At 71.5% G+C, this 19,482-nt stretch carries 17 protein-coding genes; 6 read left to right on the top strand and 11 right to left on the bottom strand.

Annotated features, from left to right (window positions below):
- Positions 1–52: 52 nt before the first annotated feature.
- The 5 genes from FB558_RS19115 to FB558_RS19095 all read right to left on the bottom strand — a co-directional run bounded on the left by FB558_RS19115 (position 53) and on the right by FB558_RS19095 (position 5,697).
- Positions 53–904, bottom strand: a complete 852-nt coding sequence (locus FB558_RS19115) for an ATP-binding cassette domain-containing protein (RefSeq protein WP_142055369.1) — start codon at positions 902–904, stop codon at positions 53–55.
- Positions 897–1,934: an ABC transporter ATP-binding protein gene (locus tag FB558_RS19110; RefSeq protein ID WP_246106610.1), complete on the bottom strand. Its 1,038-nt coding sequence runs from the start codon at positions 1,932–1,934 to the stop codon at positions 897–899. The genes FB558_RS19115 and FB558_RS19110 overlap by 8 nt, the downstream gene beginning before the upstream one ends.
- An 8-nt stretch (positions 1,935–1,942) precedes the next feature.
- The gene (locus FB558_RS19105; RefSeq protein WP_142055365.1) at positions 1,943–2,833 is read right to left on the bottom strand and encodes an ABC transporter permease; all 891 of its coding nucleotides are present in this window, start codon (positions 2,831–2,833) and stop codon (positions 1,943–1,945) included.
- Complete coding sequence (locus tag FB558_RS19100) at positions 2,830–3,777, bottom strand: ABC transporter permease (protein ID WP_142055363.1); 948 nt, start codon at positions 3,775–3,777, stop codon at positions 2,830–2,832. The genes FB558_RS19105 and FB558_RS19100 overlap by 4 nt, the downstream gene beginning before the upstream one ends.
- Positions 3,778–4,137: 360 nt before the next feature.
- A complete protein-coding gene (locus tag FB558_RS19095) occupies positions 4,138–5,697 on the bottom strand; it encodes an ABC transporter substrate-binding protein (RefSeq protein WP_142055361.1) in 1,560 nt (519 codons plus the stop codon).
- A gap of 327 nt (positions 5,698–6,024) precedes the next feature.
- Here FB558_RS19095 and FB558_RS19090 point away from each other — a divergent pair, with 327 nt between their 5' ends.
- The 3 genes from FB558_RS19090 to FB558_RS19080 are packed head-to-tail and all read left to right on the top strand — an operon-like array spanning position 6,025 to position 10,406.
- Positions 6,025–7,077: a DUF7065 domain-containing protein gene (locus tag FB558_RS19090; RefSeq protein ID WP_142055360.1), complete on the top strand. Its 1,053-nt coding sequence runs from the start codon at positions 6,025–6,027 to the stop codon at positions 7,075–7,077.
- Entirely contained in the window at positions 7,074–9,338 is a 2,265-nt protein-coding gene (locus FB558_RS19085; protein WP_142055358.1) for a CaiB/BaiF CoA transferase family protein, read from the top strand. The genes FB558_RS19090 and FB558_RS19085 overlap by 4 nt, the downstream gene beginning before the upstream one ends.
- Positions 9,339–9,365: 27 nt before the next feature.
- Positions 9,366–10,406: a DUF2889 domain-containing protein gene (locus FB558_RS19080; RefSeq protein WP_211366677.1), complete on the top strand. Its 1,041-nt coding sequence runs from the start codon at positions 9,366–9,368 to the stop codon at positions 10,404–10,406.
- On the opposite strand, the gene FB558_RS19075 is transcribed toward FB558_RS19080, so the two are convergent.
- From FB558_RS19075 to FB558_RS19055, 5 genes are read right to left on the bottom strand one after another with little or no spacing between them, the layout of a single operon-like run.
- On the bottom strand, positions 10,371–11,753 hold the full coding sequence (locus FB558_RS19075) for a phosphotransferase family protein (protein WP_142055356.1): 1,383 nt from the start codon (positions 11,751–11,753) through the stop codon (positions 10,371–10,373). The two genes, FB558_RS19080 and FB558_RS19075, sit on opposite strands and share 36 nt — an antisense overlap.
- Positions 11,750–12,610, bottom strand: a complete 861-nt coding sequence (locus FB558_RS19070) for an SDR family NAD(P)-dependent oxidoreductase (protein WP_142055355.1) — start codon at positions 12,608–12,610, stop codon at positions 11,750–11,752. The genes FB558_RS19075 and FB558_RS19070 overlap by 4 nt, the downstream gene beginning before the upstream one ends.
- Before the next feature lie 33 nt (positions 12,611–12,643).
- The gene (locus FB558_RS19065; protein ID WP_211366676.1) at positions 12,644–13,564 is read right to left on the bottom strand and encodes a TIGR03619 family F420-dependent LLM class oxidoreductase; all 921 of its coding nucleotides are present in this window, start codon (positions 13,562–13,564) and stop codon (positions 12,644–12,646) included.
- A gap of 33 nt (positions 13,565–13,597) precedes the next feature.
- A complete protein-coding gene (locus FB558_RS19060) occupies positions 13,598–15,088 on the bottom strand; it encodes a class I adenylate-forming enzyme family protein (RefSeq protein WP_142055351.1) in 1,491 nt (496 codons plus the stop codon).
- Positions 15,089–15,106: 18 nt separating this feature from the next.
- Positions 15,107–15,418: a hypothetical protein gene (locus FB558_RS19055; protein ID WP_142055349.1), complete on the bottom strand. Its 312-nt coding sequence runs from the start codon at positions 15,416–15,418 to the stop codon at positions 15,107–15,109.
- 318 nt (positions 15,419–15,736) lie between these two features.
- Between FB558_RS19055 and FB558_RS19050 the strand changes: the two genes are divergently transcribed.
- Together FB558_RS19050 and FB558_RS19045 are read left to right on the top strand one after the other, a co-directional pair.
- Entirely contained in the window at positions 15,737–16,924 is a 1,188-nt protein-coding gene (locus tag FB558_RS19050; RefSeq protein WP_211366675.1) for a thiolase C-terminal domain-containing protein, read from the top strand.
- On the top strand, positions 16,921–17,352 hold the full coding sequence (locus FB558_RS19045; protein ID WP_142055347.1) for a Zn-ribbon domain-containing OB-fold protein: 432 nt from the start codon (positions 16,921–16,923) through the stop codon (positions 17,350–17,352). The genes FB558_RS19050 and FB558_RS19045 overlap by 4 nt, the downstream gene beginning before the upstream one ends.
- 123 nt (positions 17,353–17,475) lie before the next feature.
- Here FB558_RS19045 and FB558_RS19040 read toward each other — a convergent pair whose 3' ends face one another.
- Positions 17,476–18,624: an acyl-CoA dehydrogenase family protein gene (locus FB558_RS19040; protein WP_142055345.1), complete on the bottom strand. Its 1,149-nt coding sequence runs from the start codon at positions 18,622–18,624 to the stop codon at positions 17,476–17,478.
- A 129-nt stretch (positions 18,625–18,753) separates the two neighbouring features.
- On the opposite strand from FB558_RS19040, the gene FB558_RS19035 reads away from it, so the two are divergent.
- On the top strand, positions 18,754–19,476 hold the full coding sequence (locus FB558_RS19035) for a cysteine hydrolase family protein (protein ID WP_142055343.1): 723 nt from the start codon (positions 18,754–18,756) through the stop codon (positions 19,474–19,476).
- Positions 19,477–19,482 lie beyond the last annotated feature (6 nt).

Raw genomic sequence — 19,482 nt, 5'->3', positions numbered from 1 at the left:
GTCGACCTCCGGTACGGATGCGGCAAGCGGGTTCGGTGACGGACGCGATCGCTCACGCGGCGGGCGCGGCGCGGAAGGTCCGGTTGCGCGGATGCGCGGCCGGGATCGCGGACAGCAGCTCGCGGGTGTAGGAGTGCTGCGGGTCGGCGAACAGCTCGGCGGTGGGCCGGCACTCCACGATCTCGCCGCGGCGCATGACGGCGATCCGGTCGGCGATGACGCGGACGAGCGACAGGTCGTGGGACACGAACAGGTAGGCGAGGTTGCGCTCCCGCTGCAGGTCGCGGAGTAGGTTGATCACGTGCGAGCGGATCGACATGTCCAGCGCGGCGACGGGTTCGTCGCACACCACGAGCTCGGGGTCGGTGGCCAACGCCCTGGCCACCGCGACGCGCTGGAGCTGCCCGCCCGACATCTCGTAGGGGAAGCGGTCGAGGTAGTGCGGGGCCAGTCCGACCCGCTCGAGCAGCTCTCCCAGGCGCTCGACGCGGCCCCGCCGGCCCCACCGCCCCTGCGCGATCAGCGGCTCGGCCAGCGAGTGGCGGATCTGCGAGCGGGGGTCCAGCGACTTGTACGGGTCCTGGAAGATCATCGTGGCGCGACCGCGCATCGCCCTGAGCTCGCGGCCAGCCAGCTGGGTGATGTCGCGCCCCAGCACGCCGACCTCGCCCGCGTCGGGGTCGATGAGCCGCAGCACCAGCCGCCCGACCGTGGACTTCCCGGCCCCGGACTCGCCGACGAGCGCGAGGGTCTCCCCGGCCCGGACCTCGAAATCGACGCCCCGCACCGCGTCGACGGTGCGGGTGACCCGCCCGAGCAGGTTGCGCTGCGCCGGGAAGCTCTTGCGCAGGCCGGTCACGGTCAGCGCAGGTGCGCTGCCGGTCGCGCTGGTCGTGTCAGCCATAGAAGGCGTCCTCCAGCTCGAGGTCACCGAGCCGGGCACACCGCGCGGTGTGCCCGGGCGTGACGTCGCGGAGCGGGATCTCCCCTTCGGTGCAAGTGGGCTCCTGCGCGAACGGGCACCGGGGGTGGAAGCGGCAGCCCGCCGGGAAGTCGTGCGGCGGCGGCACCCGGCCCGGGATCACGCCCATGCGCTCGACGTGGCGGACGTGGTCGGGCATCGCGTGCAGCAGGCCCGCCGTGTAGGGGTGCTGCGGTGCGTCAAACAGCTCCATGACGGGCGCCTGCTCGACGATCCGGCCCGCGTACATCACCGCCGCGCGGTCGCACACCTCGGCGACCACGCCGAGGTCGTGGGTGATCAGCAGGACGCCGATCCCGAGCCGCTGCTGCACCTCGCCGATGAGCGACAGCACCTGCCGCTGCACGGTGACGTCCAACGCGGTGGTGGGCTCGTCGGCGATCAGCAGCGACGGCTCGCAGGCCAGCGCCATCGCCAGCATCACCCGCTGGCACATCCCGCCGGAGAACTCGTGCGGGTACGCGGACGCGCGGCGCCGCGCGTCGGGGATGCCGACGAGCTCGAACAGCTCCACCGCCCGGTCCCAGGCCTTGCTCCGGTCCGCACCCCGGTGGCGACGCACCGACTCGGCCACCTGGTCGCCCACCGTGAACGCCGGGTTCAGGCTCCGGCGCGGCTCCTGGAAGATCATCCCCATCTCGACGCCGCGGATCCGGTTGAGCTCCCCCTCGGACAGCGAGATCAGCTCCCGCCCGCCGAGCCGCACGCTGCCGCGCACCCGCGAGTTCGGCGGCAGCAGCTGCATCACCGCCAGGGACGTCACGGTCTTGCCCGAACCCGACTCGCCGACCAGGCCGACGGTTTCGCCGGCACGCACCGTCAGGTCCACACCGTCGACGATGCCGACCCAGTCGCGGTCCACGTGGATGTCCACACCGAGGTCGGCGACCTCGAGCACGGTCTCGCGGCCCGTGGTGAGCGCGGTCGGAGGTGTATTCGCGGCGGTGCTCACCGGCCCGGTCATCGGCGTCCGCCCGTCTGTCGGCCCACGGCGTCACGGAGGCCGTCGCCCAGCAGGGACAGCACCAGGACGGTGACCACGATCATGATGGCCGGCGGGTACATGCTCCAGCTGTTCTCGGCGAGCCGGTCGAAGCCTTCCTTGACCATCGACCCCCAGCTCGCGGTGGGTGCTTGCGCACCGAGCCCCAGGAAGCTCAGCCCGGACTCCGAGACGATCGCCACCGCGGCGCCGAACGAGATCTGGATCAGCAGCGGCGAGGCGATGTTCGGCAGCACGTGCCGGCCGAGGATGCGCATGGTGGTCGTACCCGACGCCCGCGCCGCCTCCACGAAATCCTCGTTCTTGACCTCCCGGGTGCTGATCCGCGTCAGCCGGAAGAACCGCGGCATCAACAGGACCCCGATGGCGATCATCGCGTTGGTCAGGCTCGGTCCGAGGGCACCGACGATGGCCACCGCGAACAGCAGCGGCGGCAGCGACATCAGCACGTCGCTGATCCGGCCCAGCAGCCCGTCGAGGAACCCCTCCGCGTAGCCGGCCAGCAGGCCGAGCGGAACACCCACCGCGACCGCGAGCCCCACCGCCAGCGCGCACGAGGTGAGCGCGGTCCAGGTGGCCCGCATCAGCCTGCTCAGGATGTCGCGCCCGACGTTGTCGGTGCCCAGCCAGTGCGCCGACGAGGGCCCCTCCAGCCGGTCCAGCAGCTCCTGCGCGGTCGGGTCCACCGGCGTCCAGAACCGCGAGACCAGCGCGATCACCACGAGGATCAGGACCACGACCAGGGCGGTGACCCCGACGCGGTCGGCGAGGAACCGCCGCATCACCCGGCCGGGACGGTAGGAGACCCGCGGACGGGCCGCTGCGCTCACGGGCGCGAGGGCGGTCATCCGGCACGCACCCGCGGGTTGAAGTAGCCGTAGGAGATGTCCACGGCCAGATTGACCAGCAACACGATCACTCCGCTCACCAGGACGACGCCCTGCATCGTGGGCAGGTCCCGGCTGAGCACGGCGTCGACTCCGAGCTGCCCGAACCCCTGGATGTTGAAGATCGCCTCGACGATCACCGCCGCACCGACGACGCGGCCGACGTTCAGTCCCAGCACGGTCACGTAGGGCACCGCGGCGTTCTTGGCCGCGTGCTTGCCCACGATCCACCACCGCCCGAGCCCCTTCGCCCGTGCGGTGCGGACGTAGTCCTCCTCCATCGCGTCGATCAACGACCCGCGGGCCTGGCGCGTGAGCTCGGCCAGGCTGATCGTCGCGATCGCGATCGCCGGCAGGACGGCGAACCGGAACCACTCGTCGAACCCTTCCGACAGCGGTTCGTACCCGGTGGGCGGGAACAGCTGCAGGCCGCCGAGGGCCAGGTAGTTCACCAGCAGCGCTGCCAGCACGAACGGGGGCACCGCCAGCGCCACCACCGCCGCGCCGGTCACGAGCCGGTCGGTCAGGCGGTTGCGTCGCAGTGCCGCGAGCACCCCCAACGGGAGGCTGATCGCCACCGCGAGCAGCATCGCGAACACCGCGATCGTCACCGTGCGCGGCAACGCCCGGCCGATCACCTCGGTCACCGGCTCGTTCGTCGTGTACGACGTCCCGAGATCGCCCTGCACGGCGTTCCCGATGTAGGACAGGTACTGCTCCCACACGGGCCGGTCCAGTCCGAGATCGGCCCGGATCTGCTCGACCGCCTCCGGGCTCGCCTCCGGACCCGCGATGATCGCGGCCGGATCGCCGGGCGCGATCTGGACCAGACCGAAGACGACGAGCGTCAGCAACAGCAGCAGCGGCACCACGGTCAACAGCCGGGTGGCCACGAAGCGGAGCATCAGCGCACCTCCCTCATCTGCAGGCCGTCCGTGGCATCGAGCCGATCAGCGCTCGGACGTCGGGGTTCGTCGGCCCGTCCCGGCCGACCCGCAGGGCCACACACGCGAGAAAGAGTGGCCTGAACCTGCCGGAGTGTCAAGCGCCACGACCGCCGGGTCGACCGAAACGACAGTTTCAGGACACCGAGACGGGCAAGTCCGAACTCCATCGGCAACGGCCGGTCGGATCCGTGATCGCCGATCCGGTGCAAAGGCGGCCAGATCTGGCCGCCTTTGCACCGAACTGACGATCACGGGACGGTGGAGCGCCGGCGCGCGCTCCCTCCGGCCGGGCTTGATCGTCCAGCACCATCGCAGGACTCAGCTGTCCGCCTGCATCGACAGGTACCGGAAGTCGTAGGGGCCCAGCGTCGTGGCGTAGTCCATCTCCGCGCTGAACCCCTGGAGCCGCTCGGTCATCACCCATGGGTAGTTGATCCACGTGATCGGCGACGACCACGCCTGCTCCCGCAGGAAGCGATTGAGCTCCTGGTAACCGGCGTTGCGCTCCTCCTGGCTGAGCCGGTTGTCAGCGGCCGCAGCGAGGATCCGGTCGAACTCCGGTGTCGTCCCCGCCGGATTCAGCTGCGGCCCCCATGAGGTGGATGCACCGGCACCGGGTTCGAGCCCGGTCGAGGAGAACTGCAGCAGCGCGGCACTCCTGCCCTCCGCCCAGCGAGGGAAGATCTGCAGCGCGTCGACCGTGACCGCGTCGGCCCGGATGCCCACCTCGGCGAGCTGCTCGAGCACGACGTCGAGCAGCCCGGCCGTGGTCGCCGTGCTGACCAGCATCTCGCCGAGGTCGACCCCGTTCGGGTGTCCGGCCTCGGCCAGCAATGCCTTGGCCCGCTCGACGTCGCGGCCGATCGGGCCCAGCGACGGGTCATGGCCCTGCAGTCCCTCGCGGTAGTACTGGTACTTCGGCTCCGACCCCGGGTACAGCGCCTGCGTGATCGCCTCGCGGTCGATCGCAAGGTTGATCGCCTGCCGAACCCGCAGGTCGTCCATCGGCGCCACCGCGCGGTTGAACAGGAGGTCGCTGCTGATGCCCTGCGGGACGGGCACCGCCTGCAGGCCCCTGCGGCCCTCGATCGACGCCACGTTGTTCGGCTGGAACTGGCCGATGTCGATCTGCCCGGCCGCGAGCGCGTTGGAGAAGGCCTGGAAGTCGGGAACGGCCCGGTGCTCGATCCGGGCGATCTTGGCGGCCTCGGGATCCCAGTAGTCGGTGCGGTCGCGCACCAGCACCAGCGACTCACCGGGGGTGAAGCTCTCCACGGAGTAGGCGCCCGAGCCGTTGGTCTCGGTGGCCGGATCGCCCGAGGTGACCAGATCGGGGTGCAGGATGAACCCCGAGTTCTCCGCCAGGATGTAGGGCACCGCAGGCGTCGGGCCGTCCAACGTCAGCCGCACCTCGTACGGCGCGGGCACCTCCACCGCCGTCACCGCCGCCATCCGCGCCTTCACCACCGGGCTCTGCTGGGTGCGGGCCCGGTCCAGGCTCAGCTTCACGGCGCTGGCGTCCAGCGGCGTGCCGTCGCGGAACGTCACGTCCTCGCGCAGCGTCATCGTCAGCTGCAGCCCGTCCTCGGTGTACTCCCACGAGTCGACCAGCATGCCCTCGACCTCGCCCGCAGCGTTCACGGTGAACAGCCGGTCATAGATCGAGGTCATCCCGAACCGGAACCAGACGACCTCGGCCGTGGCCATGTGCGGGTCGAGGCTCGTTGGCCCGACCGTCCACCCGGCCCGCAGGACAGCGCTGTCGTCGACCGCGCCTGCGGCCGGGCTCTCGTCGGAACCCCCGCCACCGCACCCGGCGAGCACTCCCAGCACGAGGACGACGGCCAGGCCCTTCCACAACCGACTGCGCGGACTCACATCCGGGTCCTTTCCTCGGGCACCGTTGCCCCCTGGGTTCCACCGGCCCGGAAACGCCCCCGGATCAGCCCATGCCCACGAGAACGGTCGAAAGAGTGACCTGAAATGGGCGCTTGTGTCAAGTGTCACAGGTACCAGGATCTGAGCCCGACGGCGTCGGCATCGACCGCGCCCGGGGCCTGCCAGTCGGGCTACTGAGTGGCCCTATTGAGGCCGGCTCCTGATCGTGGTCCACCACCGAACGCGACATCAGGGTGTCCAGAACAGAATGAGGGGGCTATTTTGAAGCCATGCTCTTCGGGGCACCTCATTGCAGAGGAGACCTGGATGATCACCGAGGACACCCCGTTCGTCCCCGAGGACGACACCTACCACCGGGCATCGGAGGACCCCTACGAGTTCGAGACGAACTGGTGGTCGTTCAACATCTCGGAGCGCCGGATCGGCGGATGGCTGCACGCGGGCTACCACACCAACCGCGACCAGGTCATCTGGCGTGTCTTCGTCTGGGACGCCAACGGTGCCGACCCCGGCCGGCTCGCGTACTACCGCAGGGCACCCGATGTCCCGATGCCGGCCGACGCCGACCTGCGCGACATCACGTTTCCGCAGGGTGGCTTCTCGGTGAAGATGCTGCGGCCGCTCATGGACTACCACGTCGCCTACGCCGACCGCGACGCCGGGTTCGCCGTGGAGTTCGAGCACCGCAGCGTCCACCCGCCGTTCCGGTTCACCCCCGGCCAGGCGCCCATGCTGGACAACCCGCACCTCGACCAGCTCGGGCACCTCACCGGCGAGCTGACGTTGCGCGGTGAGCGCATCCCGATCGACTGCTTCTCGGTGCGCGATCGGACCTGGGGGCCTCGCGGGGGCCCGCACGCGCAGAGCCGCAAGGCGTCGCACCTGCGCGGTGAGCACACCGTCCGGAATCCGGGCGGACCGCGGTGGCGCGAGATCGAGCGGCAGCGCGGCCGTGGCCGAATCGAGTACATCTTCGGCCACACCGGCGCACAGACCGGCTTCCTCGGCTTCGTCCGTCCCCAGGACGGCGACGCGCAGGGGTGGTCGCCGATGAACGTCGGCTGGCTGCTGCGCGACGGGCGGTTCGAGCGGCTCGACCCCGCCGGCAGCCGGATGCGCAACTTCCGGGACCCGGCGACCGGGTGGAACGCGCACATGCTCGTCGACCTCGCCGACGTCACCGGCCGGACCATGCAGGCGGAGGGATTCACGGTCAGCCACATGTGCGAGCACGCCACCGGGTCGAACGCGCTCATGCGCTGGGAGTACGACGGGCAGATCGGCTGGGGTGAGGACCAGGACGGCTGGAAGCCCGACCACTTCACCGCGATGCTCTCGGCGCTGCGCGCCACCCGATGACCGGCGCCATCCTGGACGGCATCCGCATCGTCGATCTGTCGTCGGGCCTTGCCGGGCCGGTCGCGGCGCAGATGCTCGCCGAGGCCGGCGCCGACGTCGTGAAGGTCGAGCCGCCCGGCGGCGATCCGCTGCGAGCGCAGCATCCCTCGGCGTTCGCGACGTGGAACCGGAGCAAGCGCAGCGTCGTGCTCGACCTCACCGATCCGGCCGACGCCGCCACGCTGCGATCGCTGCTGCGCGACGCCGACGTCCTCGTCCACGGCCTGCGGCCCTCGACGGCAGCCCGCCACGACCTCGACGACGCCACGCTCGCGGTCGACTTCCCGGCGCTCGTCGTCTGCGGCGTGACGGGCTGGCCGCCCGGGCACGCCGACGCCGAGCGACCCGGCTACGACCTGCTCGTGCAGGCCCGCGAGGGCCTGATGGACACCCAGGCGGGATGGCGTGACGGCCCGTTCGCGTGGCGGTTCCCCGCCCCGAGCTGGGGCGCGGCGTTCCTCGCCGCGGCGGGGATCGTGGCCCGGCTGATCCACCGCGAGTCCTCGGGTGCGGGCGGGCCTGCGCACACCAGCCTCGCCCAGGGCGTGCACCTGATCCAGAACATGGCCTGGAACCGGGCGGAGAATCCGTCGGCCAGCCTGGTCGAGGGCCAACCTGGCACGCTCGCGAACCGGCAGGCCGCCATGTACGAGTGCGCGGACGGTCGCTGGCTGCAGCTCATGAACCCGGCCGACCGGGTCGACCTGAGCGTCATGCCGCTGATGCGTTCCACGCTGCAGGCGCTGGGCCGCGCCGCCGAGCAGTTCGACGCCGACGTGATGCGGGTGGCGATGCGGGAGCATCCGGCGCAGGCGTGGCTGGCCGCGATCCGGGCCGCCGACGTGGCGGTGGAGCTCATCGCCCCGCTGGGTGCGCTCCTCGCCGACGAGGAGGTGCTCGCGGGCGGCTTCGTCGTCGACGTCGAGGACCCCGAACACGGCCGGACGCGGCAGGCGGCGCCGCCCTTCCGGACTGAACCGCCGCCCGCGGTCCGATCTGCGGCGCCTCGCATCGGGGAGCACGACGGCCTCGGGGAGCACGACGGCCTCGCTGCCGGCGGCGGGCGCTTCGCGGCAGGCGGCGGTGGGGGCGCCCCGCCGCGCCCGCTCGACGGGCTGCGCGTCGTGGACTTCGGCGCGTACCTGGCCGGACCGCTCGCCTCGATGCTGCTCGCCGACCTCGGCGCTGACGTGATCAAGGTCGAGGCCGTCTCCGGGGATCCGGTCCGCGGCTGGCGCGACGGCTTCTACGTCGCGTGCAACCGCGGGAAGCGCGGAATCGCCCTCGACCTGCGGCGTCCCGACGGCGAGCAGATCCGCGACCGGTTGGTCCGCTGGGCCGACGTCGTGCACCACAACATCAGGGGGCGGGCCGCGACCAAGCTCAGCCTGGACGAGCCGGCGGTGCGCGGGCTCAACCCCGACGCGGTGTTCAGCCATGTCAGCGCCTACGGGACCCGTGGCCCGCGCGCCGACCGGCCGGGCTACGACTCCGTGTTCCAGGCCATGGCCGGCTGGAACGTCGAGAACGCCGGAGCCGGCAACCCTCCGCTGTTCCACCATCTCGGCTCTCTCGACACACTCACCGCGGCGAGCTCAGCCGTCGCCACGCTGCTCGCACTGTTCCAGCGCGCACGCACCGGACGGGCGACCTCGACGTCCGCGAGCCTGCTCGGCACCGCCGTGTTCACGGCGAGCGAGACGTTCCTCGACGACGAGGGTGCGATCGCGCCCTACCCGCGCCTGGACGGCGACCAGACCGGGCTCGGCCCCGGCTACCGCGTCCACCGCACCGCGGACGGCTGGGTCGCGGTCGTCGCACCCGGCGCGGCGCAGCTGGCGGCGTTGCACGCGGTGGCGGGCGGCAACCAGGAGTCCAGCAACCGGGACGACGTGTTCGCCGAGCGGACCAGCGCCGAGGTGGCGGCCGCGCTGGCCGGCGTCGGCGTCGCGGCCGAGCCCGTGCGCGAGTTCCACTGGTTCGCGGTCTGGGACGACGAGGAGAACCGGCGCTCCCGGCTGGTGGTGTCCTACCCGCAACGCGAGTGGGGCGAGATGCAGCAGTTCGGTGCCTATTGGGATCTCGGCGACCTGGAGCTGCGCCTCGACCGCGCGTGCCCGGCCGTCGGCGAGCACACGTCGGAGGTGCTGGGTGAGCTCGGATTCACACCGGCGGAGGTGGGGCGTCTCGCACGAGACGGCGTGGTTCATGCTACTGAATAGGTAGCATTGCTCACGGCGGGAGAACCCATGACGATCGACCTCGACAGCGCGCCCACGGTTCGCGGCCCGATGAACGCCACGCCGGCGCGCCGACCGGGCTCGGTCCGGCGGACGTCATCGATCGACATGACCTGGCCAGGAGGGCGCGGTACCCAGCTGCGCCTGCTCGGCAGGGCGCGCGATCTGCTCACCCCCGCCGACGGCGGCCCGCCGCGGGTGCTGGCCGAGGACGTCATGCGGGTGGGCGTCGCGCTCGACCGGACGATCGAGGACATCACGACCGAGCCGCCGCGGCCGACGATCGGCGGGCTCGTCGGTGCGCGCGGCGGCGGCCGGTTGCGCGGGATCCTCGGCGAGGTCGTGCCGGCCGAACGCGCCGCGGGCACTCCCCTGTACCTGCTGCTCGACGACATCGCCGGTGCGTCGCTGATCTCCGGGTTCGCCTACTCGCAGTGGACGAGCGAGTGGATGTCACCAAAGCCGGGGCAGCCATCGCCCCGGCGCCGCATGGAGGGGATCTGCACCGGGTTCCAGCCGGGGTCGAGCGCGCTGGACCGCGACGGCACCGGCCGCATGTCGCACCGGACGCGGCCCGTCGACCCGCTGCCCGCGAGCGACGACCCTCGCGCCTGGCACCACCTCGACGACATCACCGACGTCTCGATGCGACGCGCCCGGCGCATCGACGTCCGGCTGGCGGAGAGCGGCGTACTCGAGGTCGATGCCATGTTCCAGGACAGCGCGACGACCCCGGCGGGCGGACGGGTCGCCGTGCACGAGTACCAGGTGACGGCCACGGCCGACCCCGCCACCGGTGAGCTGCTCACGGTCGAGGCGGACCCGCGGGTGTTGCCGTACGCGGAGTGCCCGCTCGCCGTGCGGAACATCGAACCGATGATCGGCACCCGGCTGGCCGACCTGCGGCAGGCGGTCCTCGACGAGCTCAAGGGGATCAGGGGCTGCACCCACCTCAACGACGCTCTGCGCGCACTGGCGGAGGTCCCCGTACTCGCCCGACCGCTCCTCGACGGGTCAACGCAGGGGCGGCCAGGTGCGCTCTCGGAGTGAGCCGCTCGCGGTGCGCATGAGGTGGTCCTCGCGCATGACCTTGTTCCAGAGGTAGCGCACGTACTCCTCGTCCGGGACCCGGCCGCTGCGGCTCGCCTCCGCCAGTGCGGCGCGGCCCTCCGGAAGCGATTCGGCTGCGTGTCCGAGCAGCTGGGCGATCTCGTCACGTTCCCGCTCCGCGTACTGCCGCCCGGACCTGTCCTGCTCGCGCAGGTGGCGCAGGATGCGTGCCGCCCCCTTCGTCCACTGGGCGGCGAGCGGGTCCTCGATCCGCGGAGTGACGGTGCGCAGCATCGCGAGCGCCTCGCCGTAGTGCCGGTCCCACTCCGGGTACTCGGCCGGTTCCGGCAGCTCGGGTGCCTGCAGTCCGAGGCCCATCACGTCATTGAGCGCCTCGAGCCACAGCCTGCGGTGCAGCTGGCCGTAGAGCAGCGCGTTGCCGAGGTCGCGCGTCACGGTCTCGGGAGTGCTGCCCGCCGGCGGTGGCGCGGTGACCGGGCGCAGTGTCGCCATGGTCGTCTCGGCGAAGACGCGGTAGTACCGCACGCGGTGCTCGTCGATCTCGTGGCCGGACAGCGCCGCGTACTCCGCCAGCCGGTCGGGCAGATGCGTGAACGTGTCCTGAACCGTTCGCAACGACAGCCACGCGATGTCGTCCATCGGGTCGCCGAAGTGCGAAAGCTCCCAGTCGAGCACGGCGGTCACCCGGCCGTCCTGGTACAGGAAGTTGCCCGGGCCGGTGTCACCCTGCACGAGCACGACCGGACCGTCGTAGTCGGGCACGTTGCGCTCCAGCCAGCCGATGGACAGCTGCAGCAGCGGGTCGATCGTCCCGTCCGGGCCGGCGGCGCGGGCGCGGATCTGCGCGATGCGCTCCAGCGCGTGCTCCCGGGCCGAGCGCACCGGACCGAGGCCCGGCACGTCGAGCGTCGCCGGGTCGAGCCGATGGACGGTGGCGAGCGCACGGATGAAGTCCTGGGCGACGCGCACCTGCTCGTCGGGATCGGAGATCCGGTAGAACCACGTGTCCCCCGGCACGCGCTCGAGCAGCACGGCCTCCCGCTCGGGGTGCACGGCGTGGACGGTGGGCACGACGGCCCCGGCCACCCTCAGCGCATGCACCACCTCGGCCTCGACCCCGAGCGTGTGGAAGGCGCCGCCGGGCAGCGGCGCAGGGCTGTAGCGCAGGAACAGCTCGCGCACCGCACCGCCGGGAGCGGCGAGGTCGACGAACCACCCCTCGCGCATCCCACCACCGGGGATGCGCTCGGCGTTCACGACCGTGCTCCCGGCCGCCTGCTCGATCCAGGCCAGTACGTCGTCGGGCAGCGTGATCGACGTGGTCATGCCGGTGCTCCCCCCATCCGGCCGTAGAGCCCCCAGCCGCCGTCCTCGGTGCGGACCCACCCGCTCGAGGCCCACGTGCCGCCGTCGACGGGGATGGTGGCTCCCGTGACGTAGGCGGCCAGCGGCGAGCAGAGGAACGCGACGACGTCGCCGCACTCGGAGATCACGCCCTCCCTCCCGAGCGGGACGTACCGGTCGACCCGGGCCTGCTCCTCGGCCGGTCGCACGCGCAGCGCCGCGGGGTCGACGGGGCCGGTGCGGACGCCCGAGTTGCCGGGTGTGCGGGTGTGGTCGGGAGCGATCGCGTTGACCCGGATCCCGTGCTCGCCCAGCTCGAGGGCCATGGTGCGGGTGAAGCTGAGCATCCCGGCCTTGCAGGCCGCGTAGACCGCGTACATCGGCGCGGCGCGGCCGGCCTCGATGCTCGCGACGTTGACGATCGAGCCCCCGTTGCCGGCGCCGATCATCGCGTGCGCGGCGTGCCAGCTGGCCGACAGCATGCTTACCAGATTGATGTCGATGTGCCGGCGCCAGCTGCGCTCGCTCTGATCAAGAAAGCGCCTCCCGTTGACCCCGCCCGCGTTGTTCACGAGGATGTCGAGCCGCCCGAAGTGCGCCTGCGCGGCGGCGACCGCCGCCTCGACCTGCGCGGTGTCCATCACGTCGGTGGGCACCGCCACCGCCCGCCCGCCGGCGGCTGTCACCAGCTCCACGGTGTGCTCGGCGCGTTGCGGTTCGATCTCGGCGACCACGACGCGGGCGCCGCGCGCGGCCAACCCCAGCGCGATTCCCTGCCCGATACCCGCCCCCGCACCGGTGATGACGGCGACCTGCCCGTCAAGGTCGATCTCCCCCACGGCGCCTCCTCTCGTTGTCCGGGCCGGCTGGCCTCAACCTGCGTTGATCACGTCGCGCCCGTATGCCGCAAGGGCGTCGCAGGCCGCACCGACGTCGGCACCGGACGTGCGCACGACGAACCAGGTCACCCCGGCCTCGGCCAGCTCGCCGACGTGGTGGCGGTGCTCCTCGAGCGATCCGCCGGGCTTACCGGGGAAGTCGCTCTGCCGCGACTGCACCTGCACGTCGACGGTGGCCGGGTCGCGGCCGGCGTCCGCCAGCATCTCGCGCAGCTCGTCGACCGCGTCCTTGAGCTCGGCCGGGGATTTCAGAGCGGCGGTACGGGTCGTGGCCGCCGCCTCGTCGCCGATGAGCAAGGGGGCCCAGCCTTGCGCAGTCCTGGCGACCCTGCGACGAGCGTTGCGGCCGTTGCCGCCGAGCCACACGGGTGGGTGCGGAAGCTGCACCGGTCCGGGCACGCTCACCTGCCCGCGCGCCGTGAAGTGCCGGCCCTCGCCCACGTAGGACTCCCCCGTCCACAGCTCGCGCAACACGTCGAGCGCTTCGTCGAGCAGGGCGCCGCGCTCCTCGAACTCCACCCCGAGCGCGCCGAACTCCGATCGCAGGTACCCGCTCCCGGCACCGATGGTGAGCCGCCCACCGGAGAGCTGGTCCACCGTGGCGATCGTCTTGGCCAACAGCAGCGGGTTGCGGTAGGGCAGCACGAGCAGGTAGGTCAGCAGTCGTAGCCGGGTGGTGGCCGCGGCGCAGAAGGCCAGCGCGGCGAGCGGGTCGAGGCTGGCGTGGCCACCCCGCTCCAGCCACTTCAACGAGGGAGCGGGGTGCTCGGTGAAGGCCAGCGCACCGAAGCCCGCGTCCTCGGTGGCCCGGGCGAAGCGCGCGAGCCCGTCGCCCTGATACAGCTGCGGGGCACAACCCTGCTGCCCGACGGGATGCTCAGCGGTGAAGCGCACGAATCCTCCTGGGTCCTTCATCGATGGCTGGGTTCAGGCCGTGAGCTCGGCGACGATGTCGCGGCGCACCAGCTTGCCCGTCGGGGTGCGCGGGAGCTCTGGCCAGCAGACGATCCGATCCGGCGTCCTCGACCCGCGCAGCTGTCCACGGATCCAGGCGCGCAGCGCCTCGGGGTCGACCGCCGTCCCGGGCCTCGGCACGATGACGGCCTCGATGCGCTGGCCCCACTCGTCGTCCGGGACACCGACGACGACGGCGTCGAGCACGTCGGGGTGGCGCAGCAGGACGTCCTCGATCTCGGCAGGGGCGATGTTCTCGGCACCGCGGATGATCGTGTCGTCGACCCGGCCCTCGACGTACAGGTAGCCCTCGGCGTCGAGGCGACCCTGGTCGCGGGTATAGAAGAACCCGCGCTCGTCCACGGAGGAGCCCTGCCCGGCGTACTCGCCGGAGACCTGCTCGCCGCGGACCCAGATCTGCCCGGGCATGTCCGCCGGCACCGCGTCGCCGTAGGCGTCACGGACCTCGATCTCGATACCCGGCACCGCCCGACCGGCCGAAGCGAGCCGGCCCCGGACCCCGGGGTCGTCGTCGGCGATCGCGGCCCGGTGCTCGTCGGGGCCGAGCACCGAGATGGTCGAGCTGGTCTCGGTGAGACCGTAGGCGTTCACGAACCCCACGTGCGGCCACTCCCGCAGCGCCGTCTCGATCACCCGCAGCGGCATCTTCGCGCCGCCGTAGGCCAGCGCCCGCAACGACGGCACCGACCGGTCGATCCCGTCGGTGTCCATGATCCGGGCGAGCATGGTGGGCACGACCATCGCGTTGGTGATGCCCTGCTCGCGCACCAGCCCCAGCCAGCTCTCCGGAGTGAACTGCTCCAGGGTCAACGACCGGCGTCCGGTATAGAGGTTCGTGAGCACGTTCGAGACGGCCGCGATGTGGTAGGGCGGCACGCTCATCAGCGCCGCCTCGTCGGCGTCCGCGGCGGCGAACTCCACCGTGCCCAGCACGTAGGAGACCAGGTTGTGGTGCCGCAGCACCACGCCCTTGGGCGCGGACGTCGTGCCGCTGGTGTAGATCAGCACCGCGGTGCCGTCCGGGTCGGCCGGCTCCTCCTCGGCCGCGGCGTCGATTGCGCCTGCCGCGGCCTCCATCCACTCCGCAGGGCTGCGCACGGCCAGGCCCGCCCGGGCCAGCGCCCCGGCCTGCTCCGGTTCCGCGATCCCCAGCGCACGGGGGTGGTTGGCCAGCAACGCGTCGAGCTGCTCGCGCCCGAGCCGGTAGTTCACCGGCACCAACGGGACCCCGGCCCGCGCAGCGGCGAACAGGGCAACCGGGAACGCCGGGCCGTTGACCGCCAGGTAGACGATCGCGTCGACGCCTGCCTCGCGCACCACCTGCCCGCCGCCGAGCGACAGGTCCCGCAGCCGCGAGGCGGTCAGGCCGTCCTGGCGGCGCCCGACCACGACCCGGTCGCCGCAGCCGTCGGCCGCCATGTCCAGCAGCATCGTGACGTTCATCCGCGGATCAGCTCGAGCTCAGTCCGACGCCGGCAGCGGCTTGGCGTCCTTCACGGGCAACGGAGAGCCGTTGACGGCAAGCGTGCCCTCACCGGCCTTCGTGCACAGGAACTCCACTCCGAGCTCGTCGTCGGCGTACCGCTTGCCGAGCCGGGAACCGCCCAGCTGGCCCGGGTCGGCCACGCCGGTCGTTCCCGCTTCCGGGCCCCGCGGGTCCACCATGCGCGCGCCACCGCAGGTGATCTCCAAGTCATCCCCCGGCCAGCGCACGACGATCACCGTCGTCGCGTCGACCGTGCTGGCGAGCGTCTGCCCAACGCGCAGCTTCATCGCGGCACCCTCCGTGGATCTCGTCCTGCAGTAACGGCCGAACCACGACTCACCGTGTGACGGCCGATACACGAGAAGAGTATACGACTAGAGCACACATTGCAGGTCCCGCGCGCCGGTTGCGCCCGTCGAGGCCCACCCGAACCAAGAACGGTATTAGGAATCGATCCTCGCCCAGTTGACAGCCTCATGGCTGCACACGACCATGGCGGCAGGTCGGTCCCGACCACACATCACGGCGACCACTGCCTGCTCGAGCGTTCGACGACGAAGACGGAGGCCAACGATGGCGGACCACTGCACGAGCGAGGCACGACGTTGAGCCCGCGCGACGTGGCCATCGTCGGCGTGGGGGCCACCCCGTACTACCGCCGCGGCGAGTCGGCGCCGCAGACGATCACCGAGCTCGCCGGCACGGCCATCATCGCCGCGTGCGAGGACGCCGGGCTGAACGTGAAGGACATCGACGGGTTCGCCTACTACTCCAGCGCGGGCGCCGGCTACGGGCAGTCGATGGACACCGCGCAGTTCATGGAGACCCTCGGCATCCCGGAGGTCACCTTCAGTGCCACGCTGACCTCCGGTGGTGGCGGCTCGGCAGGTTCGATCGGCCTCGCGCGCGCTGCGATCGTGGCAGGCGACGCGAACGTGGTCGTCACGGTGATGGCGCTGCAGCAGGCCAAGCAGCGCCTCGGCAGTGTGTTCGCCGCCGTCCCGCCCAGTCCGATGAACTCGTTCCTGCAGCCCTCCGGACTGTCCGGGCCGGGACATCTGATGTCCGTGCTCACCCGCAGGCACATGCACGATTACGGCACCCGCCGCGACGCCTTCGCCGAGATCGCACTCTCCCAGCGCGCGAACGCCGCCAACCGGCCCAAGGCGATCAAGCGCGAGCCGCTGACCCTCGACGATTACTGGGACGCGCGGATGATCGCCGAGCCGCTGTGCCTCCTCGACTTCTGCCTGGAGACCGACGGCGCCGTCGCCGTCGTCACGACCAGCGCCGACCGGGCCAAGGACCTCAAGCAGCGCCCGGTGCCGGTCGTCGCCGCCGCGCACGGCGGGCACCGCGACTGGGGGCGTGCCTTCGGCTGGTTCGGCATGCCCCAGGAGACGTTCGCCTCCTCCGGCCACGCGCCGGTGGCGAAGCACCTCTATCAGCGCGCCGACGTCGGCCCCGAGGACATCGACGTCGCCCTGCTCTACGACCACTTCTCGCCCATGGTCCTCATGCAGCTCGAGGACTACGGCTTCTGCAAGAAGGGCGAAGGCGGGCCCTTCGTCGAATCCGGCGCCATCCGCTACAAGAGCGGCACCATCCCGGTCAACACCCACGGCGGTCAGCTGTCCGAGGCCTACATCATCGGCATGACCCACGTGAAGGAAGCCGTGGAGCAGATGCGTGGCACCGCCATCAACCAGGTCGCCGACGCCGAACTCGCCCTCGTCACCGGCGGCCCCGCCGCCCTGCCGGTCTCCGGCCTCATCCTCGGGAAGGCAGCATGACCACCCCCGCTCTCGCGACCGCCCTGCCCGGCGAGCAGGTCCACATCACCACCGACCCGTCCACCGAACCGTTCTGGAAGGCCGCGCAGGAAGACCGGCTCGTCGCACCGAAGTGCGCCGACTGCGCCACGTTCCGCCTGCCACCCACACCGTTCTGCCCGAACTGCCAGTCCACCTCCGTCGACTGGGTCCACCTGTCCGGGCGGGCCACTGTGTTCAGCTTCTCGGTGGTGCACGGCTTCCCGGGGCTCCCGGACATCACGCTGGTCCCGGCCGTGCTCGACCTCCCCGACGCGCCGGGCGCGCGGCTCGTCAGCGACATCGTCGACGTCGACCCGGCCGACGTGCACATCGGCATGGAGGTGCTGGTCCTCTTCTCCCCGATCGCCGACGGCTGGAAGCTCCCCCTCTTCCGCCCGGTGCCCTGACGACCGGCGACGCGAGGCGACCGGCGACGCACCCCGACCCCGCAGCATCAGCAGCACACAGTCGGCGAGCCGCCTACGACCCGGTGGGGCGTGTCCGGGGTGGTCGCGGTCGCCCTGCCGTGATCAGAGCCCGAGGTCGCGGCCCACGACCTCCTTCATGATCTCGGTGGTCCCGCCGTAGATCCGGGTGACCCGGGCGTCGGCGTAGGCGCGGGCGATGGGGTACTCATTCATGTACCCGTAACCGCCGTGCAGCTGCAGGCACCGGTCGACGACACGGCCCTGCAGCTCGGTGCACCACCACTTGGCCTTGGCGGCGTCGACGGCCGAGAGCTCACCGGCGTTCAGCGCGCGGATGCAGTCGTCGACGTAGTGCTGGGCGATGTCGACCTCGGTGGCGATCTCGGCCATGACGAACCGCGAGTTCTGGAACGATCCGATCGGCTGCCCGAACGCGGCGCGATCGCGGACATACTCCAGCGTCCACTCCAGCGCGGTCGCGGCGGCGGCCGTCGCGGCGACGGCGATCCCGAGCCGCTCCTGAGGCAACCGGTCGACGAGGTGGGCGAACGCGCGGCCCTCCACTCCCAGCAGGTTCGTCACCGGCACCCGTACGTCGGTGAACGAGAGCTCCGCGGTGTCCTGAGCGTGCTGGCCGAGCTTGTCGAGATTGCGGCCCCGCTCGAACCCCACCATGCCGCGTTCGATCACCAGCAGGCTCATGCCCTTGTGCCGCTGCGTCGGGTCGGTCTTCACCGCGGCGATCACCAGGTCTGCGTTGATCCCGTTGGTGATGAAGGTCTTGGCGCCGTTGACGATGTAGTGCTCGCCGTCGCGCCGCGCCGTGGTGGCGATCGAACCCAGGTCGGAACCGGTAGCGGGCTCGGTCATCGCGATCGCCGTGACGAGCTCACCGGAGGCGATCCCGGGTAGCCAGCGAGCCTTCTGCTCGTCGGTGGCCAGGTCGAGGACGTACGGCAGACAGACATCGTTCTGCAGCGTCAACCCGTTGCCCGAGCCGGTGACCCCGGCACGCATGAGTTCCTCGGCGAGCACGGCGTTGAACCGGAAGTCCGGTGCCCCTCCCCCGCCGTACTCCTCTGGAACGGCCATGCCGAGCAGGCCCTGCGCCCCTGCGGCGGCGAACATCTCGCGCGGCACGACGCCCGCGGCCTCCCACCCGGAGTGGTGGGGCACGATCTCCTTCGCCACGAAGGTGCGGACGGTCTCGCGGAACGCCTCGTGGTCGACCTCGAACAGGCTGCGTCGCATCGGTCGTCCCCTCCTCGTCCGGCCGGCGCCGCGGCCGGACGAGATCACTTCCGTATAATAAGGTTCCTGAATTAGAGTCGCCGTCGGGGACTCCGTCAAGCGTCCGGGGTCACGGGGGGAGGCAGCACCATGGGAGTACGTGGGCTCGACCGCGGCGAGCGCGCTGCACTGATCATCAACGAGTGCCAGAACGCCATGATCAACGGCGACTTCAGCCACAACGACGGTCTGGTCGGCCAGATCCGCGAGCGCGGTGTCGTGGCCCGCATCGCGGCGCTCGCGGAGGCCTGCCGGCAGACCGGGATACTCGTCGTGCACTCGACGATGGTGCTGCGCCCGGACCGCGTGGGCACGACGCCGTCCTGCCTGCTGCTCGGCGCCCTCTCCAAGCGCGGGTCCTGCGTCGAGGGCCAGTTGGACGCGGAGATCCATCCCGAGCTCGCCCCGCGGCCGCAGGACTACGTGTCGCGCAGGGTCCACGGGCTCTCGCCGTTCCACGGAACCGAGCTGGAACCCGTGCTGCGGGAGCGCGGCGTGCAGACGGTGCTCGTCACCGGGGTCTCGACCAACGTGGGCATCCCCGGCACCTGCCTGGAGGCCGTCAACCGCGGCTTCACCGCGGTCGTGCCGGAGGACTGCGTCGCGGGCAGCTCCCGCGAGATCCACGACTTCCAGATCAGGAATATCGTCCCGTTGCTGGCCACCGTCACCACCGCGGCCGAGGTCACCGCCGCACTGGAGCCTGCGGAGGCGCTCCGAGCTGACCTCGTCTCCACGGGTGATCGCTGTCAGCTACATACGAGCGCGGGCCAGGCAACGATGAGGCGCCACTCAGAACGATCAGCGGACTGAGAAGCC

It is taken from the genome of Pseudonocardia kunmingensis, from assembly GCF_006716445.1.
Classification (GTDB): domain Bacteria; phylum Actinomycetota; class Actinomycetes; order Mycobacteriales; family Pseudonocardiaceae; genus Pseudonocardia; species Pseudonocardia kunmingensis.
Note: the sequence above shows the minus strand (reverse complement) of the source record. Positions and strands in the feature narration are given on the sequence as shown.